Below are 19,115 nucleotides of genomic sequence, written 5' to 3'. Positions count from 1 at the left end.
GGCGTTTCGCATGTCTTCGACCACGGATCGAATCGAGCGAGTGCGCAATTGGCGTCGTGCGATTCGCGCGATGGCGGGGCAATCAGCCGTACGAGCGCGATGCCACCGCTCAGGCGGCGACGTAACGCTGCACGACGTCGACGAGCGTGTCGCGATGCTGCGTGCGCAAGCGCGCGTGAGACGGGTCTCGCCCGAAGGCCGCCGCCCATGTGTAGCGGTTCGAAATGCGATGGAAGCAGAACGAGCTGATGATGAGGTGCAGGTCGACCGCGTCGATGCCCGCACGAAACTCGCCGGACGCGGTGCCGCGCGCGAGCAACGATTCCAGCGTGTTGATGATGGTGGCGTTGCGGTTCTTGAACGTCTTGAGTTGCTCGACGTACTTCGCCTGATGAATGTTCTCGATGGCCACGAGGCGCACAAAGTCGCGATGCTTGTCGTGGTAATCAAACGCGAACTCGACCAGTGTGCGCATGCCCTCGGCGGGATCCATGGCATCGACGTTCAGTGCCTGCTCGAGTACGCGGATGTCGCTGTACACCTTCTCGAGCACGGCTTCATACAGCTTCTCCTTGCTCTCGAAGTAGTAATAGATCATGCGCTTGGTCGTGTGCGTGCGCTCGGCGATCGCATCGACGCGCGCGCCCGACAGACCCATCGTGGAAAACTCGTGCGTCGCGATATCCAGAATGTTCTGCTTGGTCTGTTCGGCGTCGTACTTGCGCCGGCCTTCGGCGGCGGGCGCCGCCGCGACAGACCCCTGGTTCTCAGATTTCACCGCGCGCTTCATAGCTATTGGCTGGCAACGAAAATGAGAATGTTAGCACGCAACAATTTCGGCCAACGCCCCGCGACGCCTGCGCGCTCGATACCCGCAAGCCGTTGAGCGCCCGGCGCGGCGGCGCTTCGATCTCGGCCGGCCGCGCCTGTTCGGCGCATGGCGCGCGCGTCAGCGCGCCATGCGCCACACCACAAGTTCACTGCCGTGGCGCGGTGCGTTTCGCCCCGTTGTCACGTCGGCGGCGAACCGCATAGTGGCTCAGAAGAAGCCAAGTGGATTGACGTCGTAGCTGACCAGCAGATTCTTCGTCTGTTGATAGTGATCGAGCATCATCTTGTGCGTCTCGCGGCCGATGCCGGACTTCTTGTACCCGCCGAATGCGGCGTGCGCCGGATAGAGGTGGTAGCAGTTGGTCCACACGCGTCCGGCCTGAATGCCGCGGCCCATGCGATACGCGCGATTGATGTCGCGTGTCCATACCCCGGCGCCCAAACCGAACTCGGTGTCGTTCGCAATCGCCAACGCTTCCGCTTCATCCCGGAACGTGGTCACCCCAACGACCGGGCCGAAGATCTCTTCCTGGAACACGCGCATGCGGTTATCGCCCTTGAGCAACGTCGGCTGAATGTAAAAGCCCGACGCCAGCGGACCGCCCAGCGACTCGATGCCCCCGCCCGTCAACACCTGTGCACCCTCCTTGCGGGCGAGATCGAGATACGTGAGGATCTTGTCGTACTGCTGCTGCGACGCCTGCGCGCCGACGGCCGTTTCGGTATCGAGCGGATCGCCGCGCTTGATGCGCGCCACCCGCGCCATCACCACTTCCATGAAGGGCTCGTAGATCGATTCCTGCACGAGTGCCCGCGATGGACACGTGCACACCTCGCCCTGATTCAGGAAGCCCAGCACGAGACCTTCGGCCGCCTTCTCGATGAACGCCGGCTCGCCGTGCATGATGTCGTCGAAGAAGATGTTCGGCGACTTGCCGCCCAGCTCGACGGTGCTCGGGATCAGGTTGGCCGCCGCCATCGACAGAATGTGGCCACCGACCGGCGTCGACCCGGTGAACGCGATTTTCGCGATGCGACGGCTCGTCGCCAGCGCTTCGCCGGCTTCCTTGCCGAAGCCTTGCACGACGTTGAGCACGCCGGGCGGCAGCAGATCGCCAACCAGCTCGGCGAACAGCGTGATCGAGAGCGGCGTCTGCTCGGCAGGCTTGAGCACCACGCAGTTTCCGGCCGCGAGCGCCGGCGCGAGCTTCCATGCGGCCATCAACAGTGGGAAATTCCAGGGGATGATCTGGCCGACGACACCCAACGGCTCATGAAAGTGATACGCGGCCGTGTGCTCGTCGATCTCGGCGGCGGTGCCCTCCTGCGCGCGAATGCAACCGGCGAAGTAGCGGAAGTGATCGATCGCCAGCGGCAGATCCGCCGCGAGCGTTTCGCGCACCGGCTTGCCGTTGTCCCATGTCTCCGCCACGGCGAACCGTTCGAGATGCGCTTCGAGCCGGTCGGCAATCTGCAACAGAATGCGCGAACGCGCCTGCACCGATGTCTTTCCCCATTTGGGCGCCGCCGCGTGTGCCGCATCGAGCGCCAGCTCGATATCCGCCCCGTTGGAGCGTGGGAACTCTCCGATAACACCGCCGGTGACGGGCGATGTGTTGGTGAAATAACGGCCTTCCACGGGCGGAACGAACTTGCCGCCGATGTGGTTCTCATAGCGCGTCTGCAAAGTCAGCAGGGCACCGGGGGTGCCGGGCGGGGCGTATCGCATGGTGTGTCTCCGGATAATTGTCGTGTCGGTGGCGCGGTGGCCACACAGGGCAATAAGCAAGTCGCGGGCCACCCGGGGCCGGTCGCCGATTCACGGGCCAGACGCCGGTTCGACAACGGGGGATGTGTGCCGAATCCGAGACAGGGTTGTCTCGTGCCATGACACGGTTGTCTCATCCTCATGACAGGCAATCGCCCAATGGCCATCGATTGACATACCGCATTGCAATCGCCTCCGGCATGGGACATGCTTCGGGAACGACTACGAGATCATCCGGCACGGGGGAGACGACCAATGCCAGCCAAGACAGAATCCGCGCACGCGCGTCGTGTGCTGGATGTCGTACAAGGTCACCTGTCGTCCGTCGCGACCGCGACGGACCCGAACATCGCGAGTTCATGGCGCCGATGTCTCGACACCTACGCGCTCGATCCGGGGGCGCGCATGACGCCGCGGGTGTTGGCGTCGTCGCAACTATGTGAGCGGCGCAGCGCGATGGAGCGGCTGTGCCATGTCTCCATGCCGGTGCTCGAGCGTTTACAGCGTCAGTTGATGAATCCGCGCCAGGCCGTGCTGCTCACGGCCCCTGACGGCGTGATCGTCGACTCCCGGCTGCACGACGATACGCGCGACGACTTCCATCGCGCAGGCCTGTGGCCGGGCGCCGACTGGAGCGAGTCGTGCGAAGGGACCAACGGCATCGGCACCTGCGTGGTCGAGCGTGCGCCCGTCATCATCTGTCAGCAAGATCACTTCCGCGCGCTGCACACGCCGCTCACCTGTACCGCAAGTCCTGTCTTCGCGCCGCAGGGGGACTTGCTTGCCGTGATCGATGTCTCGTCGACGAGCGCCGATGAGACCCGGCAAAGCCAGTTTCATACGCTGGCGCTCGTGAATCTGTCGGCCAAGGTCGTGGAGCGCGACTATTTTTTTCAGCACTATCGCGACGAGTGGCTGTTGCAGTTGCAGGAACCCGGCGACCATTTGGGTGACTTCGCGCAGGCGTTGCTTGCTTTCGACGACACCGGCCATATTCTCGCTGCCAATCAGAGCGCACTGAATCGCCTCGGCGCGACGCGCGACGCGCTGGTGGGCACGCGCGTGGATCGATGGTTCGCGCAGGCGCTCGACGCCATGCTCGCGCAAGCGCATCCGGCGCCGAGTGCATGCTGGCCGATTCGGACACACACGGGCGAGGCGCTCGTGGCGATGGTGCGTTCGCCATTGCGTGCGGCGCGCCGGGCAACGCGTGCGGTGAGCGTGCCGCATGAGGCGGCGGTCGAACCGTTTTCCGACCCGGTGCTGGCGCGTGAGTTTTCGCGCGCGTGCCGCGTTTTCGCGCATGACGTGCCGGTGCTGATTCGCGGTGAGACCGGCAGCGGCAAGGAAGTCTTCGCGCGCGCCGTGCATGCCGCAAGCGCGCGTGCCAGCGGGCCGTTCGTGGCGTTGAATTGCGCGGCGATTCCGGAGTCGCTGATCGAGAGCGAACTGTTCGGCTACGTGGGCGGCAGCTTCACCGGGGCGCGCAAGGAAGGGATGGCCGGAAAGCTATGGCAAGCCAACGGCGGCACGCTGTTTCTCGACGAAATCGGCGATATGCCGTTCGCCATGCAAACCCGTTTGCTGCGCGTGCTCGAAGACCGCAGGGTGTCGCCGCTCGGCGGTGGCGAACCGGTGCCGCTCGACATTCGCGTACTCAGTGCAACGCACCGAGATCTGTCCGAACGGATTGCCGAGCGGCAGTTCCGCGAAGATCTTTTCTATCGGTTGAGCGGCCTCGAGGTCCGCGTGCCGTCGCTGCGCGAGCGCGACGACAAAGTCGACGTGATGCATACGCTGCTGGCGCAGGCCTGCCCTCAAGGCCCCATCGGCCTGACGGACGCCGCACGGGATCGGCTGTGCGCGTATCCGTGGCCCGGCAATGTGCGTCAGATGCGCAGCGTGATTCGGACGCTGGTCGCGCTCAGCGAGCGTGGCGTCATCACGCTGGACGACCTGCCGGACGCATTGCGCGACGCACCGGGGCTTCCCCCGATCGACCCGCTGGCGGAGGCGCCCCTGGAAGCGGCGGAACGTCAGGCGTTGCGCACGACACTTGACGCCTGTCAGGGGCAGGTCAGTGCCGCGGCGCGCAAGCTCGGCGTGAGTCGGAATACGCTTTATCGAAAGTTGAAGCGATTCGGCCTGCTGCGCGGATAACACCGGTCGAGCAGCCGCCGAGCGGGGGCATTCACTTCATCGGGATCGGCGTTGCTCGATCCACGGGAACGGCGGTCACGCTGTTCTGCGGGGAGCCGTCGATGAGCTTGTCGGAGTAGGTGAGATAGACGAGTGTGTTGCGCGTCTTGTCGACCATGCGCACGATGCGCAGCTTCTTGAAGAGCGGAGACAGGCCTTCCGAAAAGACTTCTTCCTTCTTGGGCAGTGGCCCTTCGAACGACACCGACCCGACCGCACGACAGGCAATCGAGGCTTCCGCCTTGTCTTCCGCAAGCCCTACCAGTCCCTTTAGACCACCGGTTTTTGCGCGCGACACGTAGCAGGTCACGCCGTGCACTTTCGGGTCGTCATAGGCATCGACGACAATCTTGTGGTCAGGTCCTACGAGCTTGAACGCGGTATCGACGTCGCCGATCTTCTCGGCATGCGCCCAACTCGTGGCGACCATCAGCGCCAGGGCGGCGGCTTTCTTCATGGGGATGTCTTCCGTCAGGAGTCTACGGCGGCTGCGTCCGCATCCGCCACGCGTCGCCCGAGACGGGCGCCGTGCGGCCGATTCTACTCGCGTCGCGCGATCTTCAACATCCCGCCAGGACGCTCACCGCGCCAGGGGCGAGCAGTTGCCGGCCGCGATCAAATACGCTATAGTCACGCCTCTTCGCGCGGGGGTATAGCTCAGCTGGGAGAGCGCTTGCATGGCATGCAAGAGGTCAGCGGTTCGATCCCGCTTACCTCCACCAAACGAATGAAGGTTTACGTCCCCTTCGTCTAGAGGCCTAGGACATCACCCTTTCACGGTGAGTACAGGGGTTCGAATCCCCTAGGGGACGCCATCTTAGGGCCGCGGTGTGACATCGACACATCGAAGCCGGCCGGCGTCAGATTCGGCAAGTCGCATCATGAAGCCGGCTGTCTTTCACGACATCCGGCTTCTTGCGTTTACGGCCTGCCCGCGTCAGGCGGCGGGGGCCGGTGTCGGCAAGGCAGTGAGCGTTGCCGGTACAATGACGGCTTTGCGCACGGCATGTTGACGCGCGCGCCGTGCTGAATTCCTCATGAGCAAACCTGCCCTCACTCTCAAGTTCAAGTGCACGAAGTGCGCCAAGCCGGTCACGTTGTATCTGCAGAAGACGACCGCGTGTTCGCACATCACGCCGTATCAGGGCTGGTGCAAGTGCGGTCAGTTGATGCGTCATGCCACCGGCGACAAAAGCGCGGTGGCGTCGTTCGTCGACTCGATGGACCCGCTATGGTCGCATCACCATCACCATTGAGCGCTGCGCTCGCGCTCGTAAGCGCGGCGTGGACTTGCGTGCGCGCGCCGTTCGCCCGGGTATTCGCTGGGCGGGCCGCTGAGGTGGCCCGGTTCGGCCGAGTGCATCATCCATGACCGCCGTGCTCACGCCGTGGCGTCCCGCGCCGAAGGATCCGATGCGCTTCATCGCCGCCTATCCCGCGGGCGTGCTTGCGCAAGTGCGAGAACTGGTCGAGGCGGGCCAACTGGCCGCACATCTTGACCGGCGCTACCCCGAGCGCCACACCGTGCAGACGGACCGCGCGCTGTATGAATTCACGGCGCAGATCAAACAGGATTACCTGCGCAGCGCTCCGCCCATCCACAAGGTGGCCTACGACGCCAAAATCGATGTCGTGCATCACGCGCTGGGCCTGCATACGGCGATCTCGCGGGTGCAGGGTGGCAAGCTCAAGGCCAAGAAGGAGATTCGGGTCGCCTCGTTGTTCCGCGAAGCTCCGCCCGAGTTTTTGCGCATGATCGTCGTACACGAACTCGCGCACCTCAAGGAAAGCGACCACAACAAGGCCTTCTACCGCTTGTGCGAGTTTATGGAGCCCCGGTACCGTCAACTCGAATTCGATACGCGGCTGTTCCTCGTTCGGCGCGAGATCGAGGCGGCCGCGCCCGCAGCCGATTGACCCGTGCGTGCGGGCCAAACGACAACGCCCGCCGGCATGACACCGGCGGGCGTTGTTTTTGGGGACCGCGTTTGCCGTGACGCGCGAGCGATCAGTACGGATACACCGTATCGTTCGCGACGGCAGCCCGCTGACCCTGCTGAACGCGCAGCGGCGGCGCTTGCGTCACGGTCGCGACGCGACCGTCGTCCAGGCGTACGGTGATGCGGTACAGCACGTTCGGTTGACCCATGTTGTTCTCGATGCGATTTCCCGCGATGGCGCCGATCAACGCACCGCCGATGGTGGTCGCAGTGCGCCCACGCCCGCCGCCCATCGTATTGCCGAGCAGGCCGCCCGCCGCGCCGCCGAGTACCGTGCCGAGAATGTTCGGGCTGTTATTGTCGCCGTTCACTTGCTCGATCGATTCGACACGGCCATACATTGCCCCCGGAATCTGCTGCTGTTGCGGCTGCTGATAGCCTTGTTGGTAGCCCGGTTGCTGCTGATAGCCCTGTTGATACCCCGGTTGCTGGTAGCCCCCCTGCTGGTATCCCTGTTGATAGCCGCCTTGTTGGTACCCGTACTGCTGTCCCGGGGCAACGCAACCGGCCAACATGAGGGCGGCCAGTGCCGCGCTGATTCCCGTAAGTGTTTTGATGTTCATTTTGGTTCGTCCTCGTGAGCGTGAGGTAAATGCGCCATCACCGACGTTCGCGGTGACACTGCGCACCCTGTGGTGAGTCTATTGCGACCACGACGCGGAATGTAGGGTTCCGCAGACCTTTGTGCTGTAAGAAAAGGTAAGCGTTTGTAATGGCGTGCTGCGTACCGCGACGACGGTTCCAGGCGCATTGTCGCCCTTTCGGGGCGCCCATCGATTATCGTCTTGCCAGGCGAGGCATGAGGGCATGCTCTGTCAATGCTTCATGAAAAGTGGGGGCTTACTAACGATTTGCGATTTGAACGGTGTTTGAGGTCACCATCCATCGGAGAGCGGCCGCGCCTGACCGCCGAGGCGACGATGCCGTCGGCCTGCCCGTGAGTGGGCGGGGGACGACATTTTGAGGCGCGACCCGAAAAAAGCGCCTCGAATGAGGCGCCATATCCCTGATTGCGCTGCCGTGATCGTCGGGTCAGCTCGGCCGCGAGGGTGTGCGGCCCGCCAGCGCGGCGCCACCGCCCATGATGTAATTCTCCAACTGGTCGATGGTGAACTGCTGTTCCGTGATGATGGCCTTGACCAGGTCGCCGATGGAAAGCAGGCCGATCAGTTCGCCGTCTTTCATGACAGGCAGGTGACGAATGCGATGTTCCGTCATCAGCGACATGCATTCGTCGTTGGTCTGCTCCGGGCCGACGTAACGCACGGCTGAGGTCATGACGTCGCGCACCGGGGTATTGACCGAGGTGCGCCCCATGAGGGCGACTTTTCGCGCGTAATCGCGCTCGGTGAAGATGCCGATGATCGTGCGACCGTCTTCGCTGACCAGCACCGCCCCGATGCGTGCTTCGGCCATCAGGGTCAAGGCATCGAGTACCGAATCGGACGGGCGCACCTTGTACACCGTGTCGACCGATTTGGACTTCAGGATCTGAGCGACTGTTTTCATGGTCATCCTCCTGCGGGCTGCGGGTACTTACAGCATAGTTGAGGGCGGGCCGCGCGTCATGCTCGCGTTGTCCCCGAGTGAATCAGGGCGCGGCAGACCCGCGCGGGCGCCACGCCCCGCCGCTTTTGTGCATTGCGCCACCCAGCGGTGGCCAGAGCCCTCCAGGTTGCTGCCCGAATGCCATTTTTTTCCCACGAGCAACGTAGAAAGGCGTATCCTAGCGGGATCGGCGAAAATTCGTCGATCATCGCCTGACGATCGCGAAAAGCTTTATCGGCGTCGCTGACAGCCATGTCTTGCGAGCCGGATCACTCGCTGTGCCGATGGCGCAGACCCCACGGTCTTCGCCCTCCCGACACACACTGCTCGTCATTGTGGCACTGCCGCAATGTGCCTTGCTCCTTCGAACCATCGCCGCGTTTCGGTGCACCGCCATGCTGTCATGGCCAGTCCACCGGGTAGGCTCCTTTTGGCGTTCGATGTGCACCCGGTCACCGCCAGGGTGCGGCGACGGTATTGGCGAACGAACCTTCAGTAACATCGGTGCTGCGCTCTCGCGAGCGGCACCCTCAAGAGGACACGATATTGGCCAAGGAAGAACTGATCGAATTCAGCGGACACGTTTCGGATGTATTGCCGGACAATCGCTTTCGCGTCACGCTCGAAAACGGCGTGGTAGTGATGGCATATGCGAGCGGCCGTATGCAGAAGAACCGCATCCGCATTCTCGCGGGTGACCGCGTGACGCTGGAAATGTCGCCCTATGACCTGAGCAAGGGCCGCATCAACTATCGTCACAAGAATTAAGTCAGCGAAAACGTCTGGCTTTTGCGCGTCGCAGGCATCGCCTTGACGCGTACGGAAGCGATGCGCGGCGACCCGAGGGTCGGTCGCTGCCCGTCACTTCGCATTTTCTGCCGAATTTCCCCTCGCGTTTCCCTCCGCATTCCCCTTCGGATTTCCCCTCCCGAGTCGATCCCCGGATAGTCCCCGTATTGCTCGCAGAACGTGCTGCCCGAGCGGCTGCCATTCGCGCCCGCCCGACGTCAGCGAGTCTCGACGGCGAGGCGTAGGCGAGGTCGGCGGGGCGCGGGTGTCGTGCCGTCAGAGTTGTTCGAAGCGATCGAACCGGCGACCCGTGTATTCCACTTCGCTTTCGAAAGCCGTCACGCGCGCGCCAGGTGGGCCGTGCCGCATCCATTCGAGCATTTTGTCGACTTGATCGGGCGTGCCTTGCACCAGCGCGAGAATGTCGCCCTCGGGCATTGCCTGCACCCAACCGCGCACGCCAATCAGGTGCCCTTCGCGCACGGCCGCCTGCCGGTACCCCACGCCTTGAATCTTGCCGCGCAAACGCACGGCAACGGTTTCTAGCGTGGAACTGGGCGAGAGTGACTTCATGGCGGCGAGCAGCGGAAAAAGCGACGACAGGGATTCGAAAGACGAGCCTTCAGGGAAGCCGCGATTGTAGCGCCATCGTTTGACGCTTGCCGGCCCGGTTGTCCGTGCGCGCGCCCTCGCGGCTCAGTCCTTGCCCGTGACCAGCCGCAGACGCGTGATCTCCGACGGGGCGCCGAAGCGCTTGGGCGGCCCCCAGTAGCCCGTGCCCCGACTGACATAGATGGCCAGCCGGCCGAGCCGGTGCAGGCCATGCACGTAAGGTTGTTGCAGCGGCACGAAGTACATCCACGGCCAGAACTGCCCGCCGTGCGTGTGTCCCGAGAGTTGCAGGTCGAAGCCGGCTTCGCGCGCCGCCGGCGCGCTGCGTGGCTGATGCGCGAGCAACACACGCGGCACACCTTCGGGGGCTCCGGCCACGGCCGCGAGCGGGTCGCTCGACTTTTCCGGGTCGAAATGGTGCGCGGTGAAGTCGGTCACGCCCGCCACGGTAAGCGACGCGCCTTCGTGAGCGAGCACCACGTGCTCGTTTTCGAGCACCGTCAGGCCGATGCGCCGCAATTCTTCGACCCAGGCCGGCGCACCCGAGTAGTACTCGTGGTTGCCGGTACACACGTAGGTGCCGTGGCGCGAGGTAAGCTGCGCGAGCGGTGCGATATGCTCGCGCAAGGCGGGCACCCCACCGTCGACCAGGTCGCCGGTAATGGCGATGAGGTCGGGCGAGAGGTCGTTGGCGGCCTCGACGATGGCCTCGATATAGCTGCGGCGAATCGTGGAACTCACGTGAATGTCGCTCAACTGCACGATCGTGAATCCGTGGAGTTCGGGCGGCAGGTTGGCGATGGGGACGTCCACGTCGACCACGCGCGCGAGGCGTCGTGCATTGTAGAAGCCCAGCAACGTGGCGATGGCGGTGAGCATCAGCACGATCACCGCCGAGCGGACGACGAGCTGCGCGTCGAGTGCCGAGATGAGCATCGCCACGCCGAGCACGACGTCGCGCAGCACTGTGAGCACGAACAGTGTCGAGAAGATGCCGATGGCCGTCATGCCGGTCCAGGTCAGCAGCGTCGCGAGCGGCTCCCGTTGGATCGCGCGGCTCATCAGGCCGAGCGGAATGAGCGCGACCGAGGCGGCGAGCCACAGTCCGCCCACCACCTTCCAGCCGACGGCGACCGGTAACGGCGTAAGCAAACGCCAGCCGATGTAGGCATGCAACAGCGCGATGAGCGCGAGCATCAACCAGCGCGGACGCGCGGGCAGGGTGCGCCGTGGCGATTTGCCGTGCGCGTGGGCGGCGTCTGGCGAGGGGCGGGATGCGGTTGAAGCGTGTGGGGAGGGTGACATGGCGTTGTCTGTTCGAAATTCGGGGGCGGACGAGCTCACTATCGGGGCGCGCGGCGCAATCGCAAGGGCGGCAGACGAATTACGCAGGCGGTGCGGGGTATTTCTGCGCGTTCATGACGAGCTTGTCTGCCACGGCGCGGTTCAGGTCGACACCAAGGACCGACGACAATCGCACGAGATACATGGCGATATCGGCCAGTTCCTGCTCGACGTGTCGGGCCTCGGTCGTCTGCATGACGGCCTGGGCTTCGGCGTCGGTTTGCCACTGGAAGATTTCGACCAGTTCCGCCACTTCAACGGACAACGCCATCGCGAGGTTTTTGGGCGTGTGGTACTGCTGCCAGTGTCGCGCATCCGCGAACGCCTGCAGGGCGGTTTCCAGTCCGGCCGTCTCGATGAGACGCGCATGAGGGGCGTCGGCGTTGCCTTGTGCAGAAGCTTCGTTCAGAGCAGCGGTCATGGGGTGCGAAGTTCGGAGAAGGTCGGGAGGCGACCCCCTGTCAGCCGGCGGGCCGACGGCGGACTGGGAAACGCGACAAAAAGCTGCGGGAACGGAGTATGGTAGCGCGTTGGCGCTGGATGCGCCGTGCACCCTCCTCGTTCCTGCCCCTGTCGCTCCCGAGCTCGCCGCCCTTGGACCGTTTCACGCCCGACCCCGCGCCATCCGACGCAAAGCCCGAGCCGGTCTCCTGCCGCGTCACGCTCGTGCCGTCGGGCTGGCACTTCGACGCCCCGGCCGACACGCCGATCCTGCTCGCGGCGCAATCCGCCGGCATCAAGCTGCCGAGCCTGTGCCGCAACGGTACCTGCCGCGCCTGTCTGTGCCGGGCCCAAACCGGTGGCGAGCCCGCCCCGGTGGCTTACCGCATCGCGTGGCCCGGGCTGTCGCGCGAGGAGAAAACCGACGGATGGCTGTTGCCGTGCTGCGCCTATGCCCGCGCCGACCTCGTCATCGACGCGCCCGACGCCACGCTTTGTTAAACTTGGCGCTATCTCACGCTCGCCCCCGAGCCGACATAACCGATTCAGGATCAGGAAAGCCGAATGGCACAGTACGTATTCAGCATGAACCGCGTGGGCAAGATCGTGCCGCCCAAGCGTCACATTCTCAAGGACATCTCCCTGTCGTTCTTCCCAGGCGCCAAGATCGGCGTGCTGGGCCTGAACGGTTCGGGCAAATCGACCCTGCTCAGGATCATGGCCGGCGTCGACAAGGAGATCGAGGGCGAAGCGGTCCCGATGCCGAACCTGAACATCGGTTATCTGCCGCAGGAGCCGCAACTCGATCCGGAGCAGACCGTACGTGAAGCCGTTGAAGGCGGCATGGGCGAAGTCTTCGAGGCCCGCACGAAGCTCGACGAGATCTACGCCGCCTACGCCGAACCGGACGCCGACTTCGACGCGCTCGCCGCCGAGCAGGCGAAGTACGAAGCGATTCTCGCCGCGAGCGACGGCAACAACATCGAACAAACGCTGGAAGTGGCCGCCGACGCGCTGCGTCTGCCGCCGTGGGACGCCAGGATCGGCGTGCTCTCCGGCGGTGAGAAGCGCCGCGTGGCATTGGCACGTCTGCTGCTCTCGAAGCCCGACATGCTGCTGCTCGACGAACCGACCAACCACCTGGACGCCGAATCGGTCGATTGGCTCGAACAGTTCCTCACGCGCTTCCCGGGTACCGTGGTGGCCGTCACCCACGATCGCTACTTCCTCGACAATGCCGCCGAGTGGATTCTCGAACTCGACCGCGGGCAAGGCATTCCCTGGAAGGGCAACTACAGCTCCTGGCTCGACCAGAAGGAGCAGCGCCTGAAGCAGGAAGAGGCGACCGAGTCGGCGCGTCAGAAGGCGCTCCACAAGGAACTGGAGTGGGTGCGTCAGAACCCGAAGGGCCGTCAGGCGAAGTCGAAGGCGCGTCTCGCCCGGTTCGACGAACTGAATAGCCAGGAATACCAGAAGCGCAACGAAACCCAGGAAATCTTCATCCCGGTGGGTGAGCGTCTGGGCAACGAAGTCGTCGAGTTCAAGCACGTGTCGAAGGCGTTCGGCGACCGTCTGCTGATCGACGACCTGAGCTTTAACGTGCCGCCGGGCGCTATCGTCGGCATCATCGGCCCGAACGGCGCCGGTAAATCGACCTTCTTCAAGATGCTGACGGGCCGCGAGCAGCCGGACAGCGGAGAGATCAAGATCGGGCCGACGGTCAAGATGGCCTATGTCGACCAGAGCCGCGACGCGCTCGATGGCAGCAAGACCGTGTTCGAAGAGATCGCGGGCGGTGCCGACATGCTGACGGTGGGCAAGTATCAAACGCCGTCGCGTGCCTACATCGGGCGCTTCAACTTCAAGGGCTCTGACCAGCAGAAGCAGGTCGGGTCGCTCTCGGGCGGTGAGCGCGGGCGCCTGCACATGGCCAAGACGCTGATTTCCGGCGGTAACGTGTTGCTGCTCGATGAACCGTCGAACGATCTGGACGTCGAAACCCTGCGCGCACTCGAGGACGCCCTGCTCGAGTTCGCCGGTTGCGTGATGGTCATCTCGCACGACCGCTGGTTCCTCGATCGTATCGCCACGCATATTCTGGCCTTCGAAGGCAACTCGCACGTCGAGTTCTTCCCGGGCAACTATCAGGAATACGAGGCGGACAAGAAGAAGCGCCTTGGCGAGGAGGGCGCAAAACCGACGCGAATCCGCTACAAGCCGATCGCGCGGTAAGGCACGAGAGGGCGCCGCAAGGCGCCTTTTCTGTTTGAACGACGGTTCGGCGAGCGCATGACAAGTGCGTGGCAGTCGGCCGGCTGTCATTACCCGTGTTCGACGTGCCATGCTGGTGCCCGGTGCGCCGCATGACCCGCCATTTTAACGAATCAGGAGTGTGCAAATGAGCCAGTCAGTGAATCAGTTGAATGGGAAAGTCGCCGTGGTGACCGGTGCCGCCAGCGGCATCGGCCGCGAAATTGCGCTCACGCTCGCGCGTGCCGGTGCGGCCGTGGCCATTGCCGATCTGAACCAGCAGGGCGCGGACGCCGTGGCGCAAGAAATCGAGGCCGCCGGTGGCCGCGCCATTGGCGTGGCGATGGACGTGACCAGCGAAGAGGCGGTGAACAGCGGCATCGACAAGGTGGCGGCGACCTTTGGGTCGGTCGACATCTTGATCTCGAACGCGGGCATCCAGATCGTCAATCCCATCGAGAACTACTCGTTCGCCGATTGGAAGAAGATGCAGGCGATTCACGTGGACGGTGCCTTCCTCACGACCAAGGCGGCGCTCAAGCATATGTACAAGGACGACCGCGGCGGCATCGTCATCTACATGGGCTCGGTGCATTCGCATGAGGCGTCGCCACTGAAGTCGGCGTACGTGGCGGCCAAGCATGCGCTGCTTGGACTCGCGCGCGTGCTCGCCAAGGAAGGCGCGAAGCACAACGTGCGCTCGCACGTCATCTGCCCTGGCTTCGTGCGCACGCCGCTCGTCGACAAGCAGATTCCGGAGCAGGCCAAGGAATTGGGGATTTCGGAAGACGAGGTCATCAAGAAGGTCATGCTCGGCGGTACGGTCGATGGCGTATTCACCACCGTCGACGACGTTGCGCAAACCGCGCTCTTCCTCGCCACATTCCCGACGGCCGCATTCACCGGCCAGTCGTTCGTAGTGAGCCACGGCTGGTTCATGCAGTAACGCGCCGACGGTGCGGGGGCGCCGGCCGCGTCATGCGCCGGCGCCGTCCCGTTCGGTCGCGCCTCGATTCAGCCTCAGAAAGCTTCAGGAGAACGGTCATGACGGCCAACCCGCCGAAAGTCCCCAAACGTGCCATTGACCTCCCACCTTACGAGACGGTCGCGCTCGTCTTGCAGGGCGGTGGTGCGCTCGGGGCCTATCAGGCAGGCGTATACGCCGGTCTGTTCGATGCCGGCATCGCGCCGAACTGGATTGCAGGTATTTCCATCGGGGCGCTCAATACCGCGATCATTGCGGGCAATCCCCCGAGCGTCGTGTGGCACAGCTCGAAGCGTTCTGGCGCACGATCTGCGAGCCCGCTGTTTTCCCGCCGTTGCCGGCACCGCTGGAGGCGGCCATCCTCAATGGCCCCGAGATGGGACGCATCGCCTACAGCGCATGGCAGGCATGGCGCGCCGTCGCCGAAGGCCAGAAGGGCTTCTTCACGCCACGCTGGCCACAGCCGTTGCCCGCGGCGATGGGCGACCCGGCGCACGCAAGCTACTACGACACCACGGCGCTGCGCGGCACGCTGGAGCGTTTCGTCGACTTCGACCGAATCAATGCATGCGAGACGCGCGTGTCCGTGGGCGCCGTCAATGTGCAAACGGGCAATTTCGTCTACTTCGACAACACGCGTGAAAAGCTGCGCGCGGAGCATTTCATGGCATCGGGGGCCTTGCCGCCGGGGTTTCCCGCCGTGGAGATCGACGGACAGTATTTCTGGGACGGCGGCCTCGTGTCGAATACGCCGCTCTCGGAGGTGCTCGGCACGTCGCCGCGCCGCGACACGCTCGCGTTCCAGGTGGATCTGTGGAGTGCGCGCGGGCCACTGCCTGACAATCTGAACGATGTCGCGGGCCGCCAGAAGGACATCCAGTTTTCGAGCCGAACGCGCTTGGTGACCGACAATCTGCAGCGCGCCCAGCACTATCGTCGCGTGTTGCGCGAAGTGCTCGAGCGTGTGCCGGCCGACGTTCGCGCGCGCGACCCGTGGTGTCACGCGGCGCAGGAGATCGCTTGCAGCAAGCGCTATAACGTCATCCAGCTCATCTATCGCAACAAGGAGAACGAGGGGCACTACAAGGACTATCAGTTCGGACTCGCGACCATGCTCGATCACTGGGCAAGCGGACTCGACGACGTGCGCCGCACGCTCACGCATGCCGACTGGCTGTCCATGCCCGACGACACCTCGGGCTTCGTCACGCACGACATCCATCGTCACGAAGTCGTCTGACCCGTCGTTATCGGGCTTCATCTCGTTCGAACTACCCCTGTGGCGTGCCCCCCGACACGCCACAGGGCCCCGCGACCGGCGCTTGCGAATCGCCGGCACTTCGTTGAACGGATCCGCTTACCTGCTCACACCACCGGCCGCGCCAGCGCCGTCTCCATCCGCTGCTTGAGCGGTTGCAGATCGAGCAGCATGGCCGTGCGCGCGGTGCCGTCTGCGGCGGGCAACTCGACGGCTTCGCGCATGTCGTTGCGCATTTCATGCGTGGCGCGTCCGAGCAGCATGGCGGGCACCGGCAGCTTGTCCGCCTCGTCGAGCGTAACGATGTTCTCGATGGCGTCGACGAGCAGCCCGAGCTTGTCCTTTCCATGTTCGATGACGAGAATCTTGCGCGCCTGCGCATCGTCTTGCGGCGGCATGCCGTACAGCGTGCGCAGATCGACGATGGCCACCAGTTCGCGTCGCAAATTGAGCATGCCGCGCACAAAGGGCGGTGCGCCCGGTGCGGGCATGATGTCCGCTGAGTCGTGAATGATCTCGCGCAACTGATCGAGACGCACGGCCAGCATGTGCTGCAGGCGGAACGACACATACGCGTGGCGTGTGCCGCGTGACGACCTGCCCCCGGTGCCGCGCCATGCCGAATCGCCTGACGTCGCGCGCTGTGCGCTGTCCGTCTCCCGGTATAGCTCGCGATGGCCGCGTGTGAGCTCGAGCACCTGCGAATGCGTGAAGAGTTCGTCGGCGTTGAGCAGCACGATATCGTCGGCTTGCTCGCGCGCGATGCAGCCCGAGAAGAGCTGCGCGTGCGAGGCGCTGAAGGACGGCATGGCGAGCAACTCGTCGGCGAAGTACGTCACGATGCTGTCCACGGCGTCCACCAGCAGACCGAAATGCACGTCTTCCTGCTTGACGATCAGAATCCGTCGCGGGTCCGACGCCGTGCCCGCAATTTCGGGCTCGGGGCGGCAAGGGTGCAGGCCGAGGAAGTGCGCGAAGTCGATGACCGGCACGACGGTGCCGCGCAGATTGAGCATGCCGACGCAAAACACGCTGGCGAGCGCCGAATTTTGCAAGTCGGGAATCCGGATGATTTCGCGAATCGCACTCATCGGCAGCGCCAGGCGCGATTGCTCGACCGTGAACGACACGCATTGCAGGCGCTGACGCTGCTGGCGGCGCTGCGGCGCGCTCAGCGCCTGACGCGCGAGCAATTGCGGCATGTTCTCGATGCGCACGAGGGCACTCGGCGCGAGAATCTGCAGGATGCGGTCGCCGTCATCGAGCTTGATGGCCCCGCAGACGACCTGCGGCGCCGTGTGCGACGGGGCGTATTCGAACCCGGTGCGCTGCGATGCGCGCACGCGCAGAATCTCGCTCGTGGCGTCGAACAGTAATCCCACCCGTACGCCCTCGACGTCGACAATTGCAATCTTCTCGCTCGCGGGTGCCGGCCTGTCCGGCGCGTCGGCAACTATTGCCAGCAGCGGCTTGAGATCGACGATGGGAATGAGCGTGCCGCGCAGGTTGAACAGGCCAAGCAAAAAGGGCGGCGAGAGCGGCACGGGCGTAACGCGCGCCGGATAGTTCACCACCTCCTGCAATGCCGCGATGGGCAGCGCGAATTCCACGTCGCCCAGATGAAACGAGCCGAAGACTTCGACGTCGTCCGGCGTTGAAGCGCGCGGCAGCACCGTGGTGTCGGCGACGGCGTCGCGCTGCGGAAGCGGAAATTCGGGGGTCGGTGCATTCATGATGGTGGTCCCGGGCGTCAGAGGGCGGGCGAGGTCGGTGCCGCCGCCGCCCCATGGGTACCGATCGTGCGCACATGGAACGTGTGGTGCGCGCAGTGGATCGTCAGTTGCCGACCGATTTCGCCGCCGACCTCGACGTGCACGATCGGAATGCCGGTCTCGGCCATCAGGGCCTGTGCCATCGCGGCGTTCGCCACGCCGATCAGCCCGTGCCGGGCGGGCGGCTGGTGCGGCATCATGTTGCCGCCGCCCGCGATCACCGCCTCGATTTCGCTGCGGCGTGCGCGGTCCGCCCGCATCAGCGCGAGGAGCGACGGCACGGCTTGCGTGACGTACTTCGCCCCGATAGCGAAGGTAGGGTTCGGCGCTTCGGGCAACAGGCAGTGCGCGAGGCCGTAGAGTCCGCGCGCGCGCCACATCAGACCGATACCCACGCATGAGCCGAGGGTAGCGCGCAGCACGTCTTCGCCGCGCCCGATGCGCACCTCGCCCATCAACACCTGGATGTCATGCGACGGCCCCATTCGATACCCCTGGTTCCGGTAAATGAGCGGTTGCTCAAACTGGTAGCCGGTCGAGAGCCGCGTCAGCGACTCCGATTCTCCGACAATCAACACGCCATCGGGGGTCAGCGTGTGGCGTACGTTCTCGAGAACGCGTTCCTGATCGGCGGATTCGAAATAGATCAGTACATTGCGCAGCATGACGAGATCGAACGCGTCGCGACGTGGCATGCGCTGGTACAGGTTGTGCTCGGCGAACGTGATGTGCGCTCGAAGTTCGGGGGCGACGGTGAAGCCGCCGGCGCCCGGGCGGAAGTACTTTGCGAGCATGGCCGGACGCTGCTGCTTGAGACCGTCGATGCTGCGCCCGCTGAAGTTGCCGGCCATGGCCACCGCCAGCACCTGGCTCGAAATATCGGTGGCGTGAATCTGGTACTGAAAGCCGCTGTGCCGAGCGCGGAATTCCTCGCAGAGCATCGCGGCAGAGTAGGACTCCTCGCCGGAAGACGCCGCGGCGGACCACATCCGGAACATCCGGCCGGGATTCGCGGCATGCCAGCGCGGCAGGTAGTGTTGCGCGAAATAATCCCAGACGCGCGGCGTGCGAAAGAACGTGGTCTCGTTCGTCGTGACCAGATTCACGAAGTTGCGCACTTCGTCGGGCGTGTTCTCGAGCAGTGCCAGATAGTCGCGGTAGCTGCACAGCGAGAGCGTGCGCAGGCGCGGGCGAAGACGGCCCTGCAACATCGTCCACTTCTTCTCGTTCATCGAGATGCCGGTGTGCCGGTGGACAGCGCGCAGAAGCGCCTGCTGGGTACCGGGATCGGCGTCGGCTTCGATTTCCATATCGGCCC

General features: G+C 64.3%; 17 protein-coding genes, 2 tRNA genes and 1 pseudogene. 10 read left to right on the top strand and 10 right to left on the bottom strand.

The window, feature by feature from the left end:
* Nucleotides 1-109: 109 nt before the first annotated feature.
* Both DRB87_RS20745 and DRB87_RS20740 read right to left on the bottom strand, forming a co-directional pair.
* On the bottom strand, nucleotides 110-790 hold the full coding sequence (locus DRB87_RS20745) for a TetR family transcriptional regulator (RefSeq protein ID WP_130027342.1): 681 nt from the start codon (nucleotides 788-790) through the stop codon (nucleotides 110-112).
* Nucleotides 791-1,039: 249 nt separating this feature from the next.
* On the bottom strand, nucleotides 1,040-2,560 hold the full coding sequence (locus DRB87_RS20740; protein ID WP_130027340.1) for an aldehyde dehydrogenase family protein: 1,521 nt from the start codon (nucleotides 2,558-2,560) through the stop codon (nucleotides 1,040-1,042).
* Between the two features lie 294 nt (nucleotides 2,561-2,854).
* Between DRB87_RS20740 and DRB87_RS20735 the strand changes: the two genes are divergently transcribed.
* The gene (locus DRB87_RS20735) at nucleotides 2,855-4,759 is read left to right on the top strand and encodes a sigma-54-dependent Fis family transcriptional regulator (RefSeq protein WP_130027338.1); all 1,905 of its coding nucleotides are present in this window, start codon (nucleotides 2,855-2,857) and stop codon (nucleotides 4,757-4,759) included.
* Nucleotides 4,760-4,790: 31 nt separating this feature from the next.
* On the opposite strand, the gene DRB87_RS20730 is transcribed toward DRB87_RS20735, so the two are convergent.
* Nucleotides 4,791-5,255, bottom strand: coding sequence for a CreA family protein (locus DRB87_RS20730; protein WP_130027336.1), 465 nt, complete (start codon nucleotides 5,253-5,255; stop codon nucleotides 4,791-4,793).
* A 189-nt stretch (nucleotides 5,256-5,444) separates the two neighbouring features.
* On the opposite strand from DRB87_RS20730, the gene DRB87_RS20725 reads away from it, so the two are divergent.
* The 4 genes from DRB87_RS20725 to DRB87_RS20710 all read left to right on the top strand — a co-directional run bounded on the left by DRB87_RS20725 (nucleotide 5,445) and on the right by DRB87_RS20710 (nucleotide 6,715).
* Nucleotides 5,445-5,520, top strand: a tRNA-Ala gene (locus DRB87_RS20725).
* 17 nt (nucleotides 5,521-5,537) lie between these two features.
* A tRNA-Glu gene (locus DRB87_RS20720) sits at nucleotides 5,538-5,613 on the top strand.
* 222 nt (nucleotides 5,614-5,835) lie between these two features.
* Nucleotides 5,836-6,054, top strand: a complete 219-nt coding sequence (locus DRB87_RS20715; protein WP_130027334.1) for a hypothetical protein — start codon at nucleotides 5,836-5,838, stop codon at nucleotides 6,052-6,054.
* A 157-nt stretch (nucleotides 6,055-6,211) separates the two neighbouring features.
* Nucleotides 6,212-6,715, top strand: a complete 504-nt coding sequence (locus DRB87_RS20710; protein ID WP_130027999.1) for a M48 family metallopeptidase — start codon at nucleotides 6,212-6,214, stop codon at nucleotides 6,713-6,715.
* 91 nt (nucleotides 6,716-6,806) lie between these two features.
* Here DRB87_RS20710 and DRB87_RS20705 read toward each other — a convergent pair whose 3' ends face one another.
* Both DRB87_RS20705 and DRB87_RS20700 read right to left on the bottom strand, forming a co-directional pair.
* Entirely contained in the window at nucleotides 6,807-7,361 is a 555-nt protein-coding gene (locus DRB87_RS20705; RefSeq protein ID WP_130027332.1) for a glycine zipper 2TM domain-containing protein, read from the bottom strand.
* 469 nt (nucleotides 7,362-7,830) lie between these two features.
* Nucleotides 7,831-8,307 (bottom strand): CBS domain-containing protein, encoded by a 477-nt coding sequence (locus tag DRB87_RS20700; protein ID WP_130027330.1) that lies wholly within the window; start codon nucleotides 8,305-8,307, stop codon nucleotides 7,831-7,833.
* A 585-nt stretch (nucleotides 8,308-8,892) separates the two neighbouring features.
* On the opposite strand from DRB87_RS20700, the gene infA reads away from it, so the two are divergent.
* Entirely contained in the window at nucleotides 8,893-9,114 is a 222-nt protein-coding gene (gene infA, locus DRB87_RS20695) for a translation initiation factor IF-1 (protein WP_017234638.1), read from the top strand.
* A gap of 297 nt (nucleotides 9,115-9,411) precedes the next feature.
* Here infA and DRB87_RS20690 read toward each other — a convergent pair whose 3' ends face one another.
* From DRB87_RS20690 to DRB87_RS20680, 3 genes are all read right to left on the bottom strand, one after another.
* Nucleotides 9,412-9,708, bottom strand: a complete 297-nt coding sequence (locus tag DRB87_RS20690; RefSeq protein WP_165385380.1) for an acylphosphatase — start codon at nucleotides 9,706-9,708, stop codon at nucleotides 9,412-9,414.
* Between the two features lie 123 nt (nucleotides 9,709-9,831).
* On the bottom strand, nucleotides 9,832-10,944 hold the full coding sequence (locus tag DRB87_RS20685; protein WP_130027326.1) for a metallophosphoesterase: 1,113 nt from the start codon (nucleotides 10,942-10,944) through the stop codon (nucleotides 9,832-9,834).
* A gap of 187 nt (nucleotides 10,945-11,131) precedes the next feature.
* Nucleotides 11,132-11,512: a nucleotide pyrophosphohydrolase gene (locus DRB87_RS20680; RefSeq protein WP_130027324.1), complete on the bottom strand. Its 381-nt coding sequence runs from the start codon at nucleotides 11,510-11,512 to the stop codon at nucleotides 11,132-11,134.
* Between the two features lie 173 nt (nucleotides 11,513-11,685).
* On the opposite strand from DRB87_RS20680, the gene DRB87_RS20675 reads away from it, so the two are divergent.
* The 4 genes and pseudogenes from DRB87_RS20675 to DRB87_RS20660 all read left to right on the top strand — a co-directional run bounded on the left by DRB87_RS20675 (nucleotide 11,686) and on the right by DRB87_RS20660 (nucleotide 16,007).
* Nucleotides 11,686-12,033, top strand: a complete 348-nt coding sequence (locus DRB87_RS20675) for a 2Fe-2S iron-sulfur cluster-binding protein (protein ID WP_017234642.1) — start codon at nucleotides 11,686-11,688, stop codon at nucleotides 12,031-12,033.
* 63 nt (nucleotides 12,034-12,096) lie between these two features.
* On the top strand, nucleotides 12,097-13,764 hold the full coding sequence (gene ettA / locus DRB87_RS20670) for an energy-dependent translational throttle protein EttA (protein WP_130027322.1): 1,668 nt from the start codon (nucleotides 12,097-12,099) through the stop codon (nucleotides 13,762-13,764).
* Nucleotides 13,765-13,930: 166 nt separating this feature from the next.
* Nucleotides 13,931-14,728: a 3-hydroxybutyrate dehydrogenase gene (locus tag DRB87_RS20665; protein WP_130027320.1), complete on the top strand. Its 798-nt coding sequence runs from the start codon at nucleotides 13,931-13,933 to the stop codon at nucleotides 14,726-14,728.
* A gap of 98 nt (nucleotides 14,729-14,826) precedes the next feature.
* Nucleotides 14,827-16,007: pseudogene (locus tag DRB87_RS20660) on the top strand (DUF3734 domain-containing protein).
* A 125-nt stretch (nucleotides 16,008-16,132) separates the two neighbouring features.
* On the opposite strand, the gene DRB87_RS20655 reads toward DRB87_RS20660, so the two are convergent.
* Together DRB87_RS20655 and DRB87_RS23845 are read right to left on the bottom strand one after the other, a co-directional pair.
* A complete protein-coding gene (locus tag DRB87_RS20655) occupies nucleotides 16,133-17,758 on the bottom strand; it encodes a chemotaxis protein CheW (RefSeq protein ID WP_130027318.1) in 1,626 nt (541 codons plus the stop codon).
* Between the two features lie 17 nt (nucleotides 17,759-17,775).
* The gene (locus DRB87_RS23845; protein WP_240756086.1) at nucleotides 17,776-19,107 is read right to left on the bottom strand and encodes a CheR family methyltransferase; all 1,332 of its coding nucleotides are present in this window, start codon (nucleotides 19,105-19,107) and stop codon (nucleotides 17,776-17,778) included.
* Nucleotides 19,108-19,115: the final 8 nt, after the last annotated feature.

It is taken from the genome of Pandoraea sp. XY-2, assembly GCF_004193915.1.
Taxonomy (GTDB): domain Bacteria; phylum Pseudomonadota; class Gammaproteobacteria; order Burkholderiales; family Burkholderiaceae; genus Pandoraea; species Pandoraea cepalis.
Note: the sequence above shows the minus strand (reverse complement) of the source record. Positions and strands in the feature narration are given on the sequence as shown.

What these genes read in the sequence shown, in the direction of transcription:
- DRB87_RS20745 (WP_130027342.1), bottom strand. Translation starts at nt 790, where the DNA reads ATGAAGCGCGCGGTGAAATCTGAGAACCAGGGGTCTGTCGCGGCGGCG.
- DRB87_RS20740 (WP_130027340.1), bottom strand. Translation starts at nt 2,560, where the DNA reads ATGCGATACGCCCCGCCCGGCACCCCCGGTGCCCTGCTGACTTTGCAG.
- DRB87_RS20735 (WP_130027338.1), top strand. Translation starts at nt 2,855, where the DNA reads ATGCCAGCCAAGACAGAATCCGCGCACGCGCGTCGTGTGCTGGATGTC.
- DRB87_RS20730 (WP_130027336.1), bottom strand. Translation starts at nt 5,255, where the DNA reads ATGAAGAAAGCCGCCGCCCTGGCGCTGATGGTCGCCACGAGTTGGGCG.
- DRB87_RS20715 (WP_130027334.1), top strand. Translation starts at nt 5,836, where the DNA reads ATGAGCAAACCTGCCCTCACTCTCAAGTTCAAGTGCACGAAGTGCGCC.
- DRB87_RS20710 (WP_130027999.1), top strand. Translation starts at nt 6,212, where the DNA reads ATGCGCTTCATCGCCGCCTATCCCGCGGGCGTGCTTGCGCAAGTGCGA.
- DRB87_RS20705 (WP_130027332.1), bottom strand. Translation starts at nt 7,361, where the DNA reads ATGAACATCAAAACACTTACGGGAATCAGCGCGGCACTGGCCGCCCTC.
- DRB87_RS20700 (WP_130027330.1), bottom strand. Translation starts at nt 8,307, where the DNA reads ATGAAAACAGTCGCTCAGATCCTGAAGTCCAAATCGGTCGACACGGTG.
- DRB87_RS20690 (WP_165385380.1), bottom strand. Translation starts at nt 9,708, where the DNA reads ATGAAGTCACTCTCGCCCAGTTCCACGCTAGAAACCGTTGCCGTGCGT.
- DRB87_RS20685 (WP_130027326.1), bottom strand. Translation starts at nt 10,944, where the DNA reads ATGCTCGCGCTCATCGCGCTGTTGCATGCCTACATCGGCTGGCGTTTG.
- DRB87_RS20680 (WP_130027324.1), bottom strand. Translation starts at nt 11,512, where the DNA reads ATGACCGCTGCTCTGAACGAAGCTTCTGCACAAGGCAACGCCGACGCC.
- ettA (WP_130027322.1), top strand. Translation starts at nt 12,097, where the DNA reads ATGGCACAGTACGTATTCAGCATGAACCGCGTGGGCAAGATCGTGCCG.
- DRB87_RS20665 (WP_130027320.1), top strand. Translation starts at nt 13,931, where the DNA reads ATGAGCCAGTCAGTGAATCAGTTGAATGGGAAAGTCGCCGTGGTGACC.
- DRB87_RS20655 (WP_130027318.1), bottom strand. Translation starts at nt 17,758, where the DNA reads ATGAATGCACCGACCCCCGAATTTCCGCTTCCGCAGCGCGACGCCGTC.
- DRB87_RS23845 (WP_240756086.1), bottom strand. Translation starts at nt 19,107, where the DNA reads ATGGAAATCGAAGCCGACGCCGATCCCGGTACCCAGCAGGCGCTTCTG.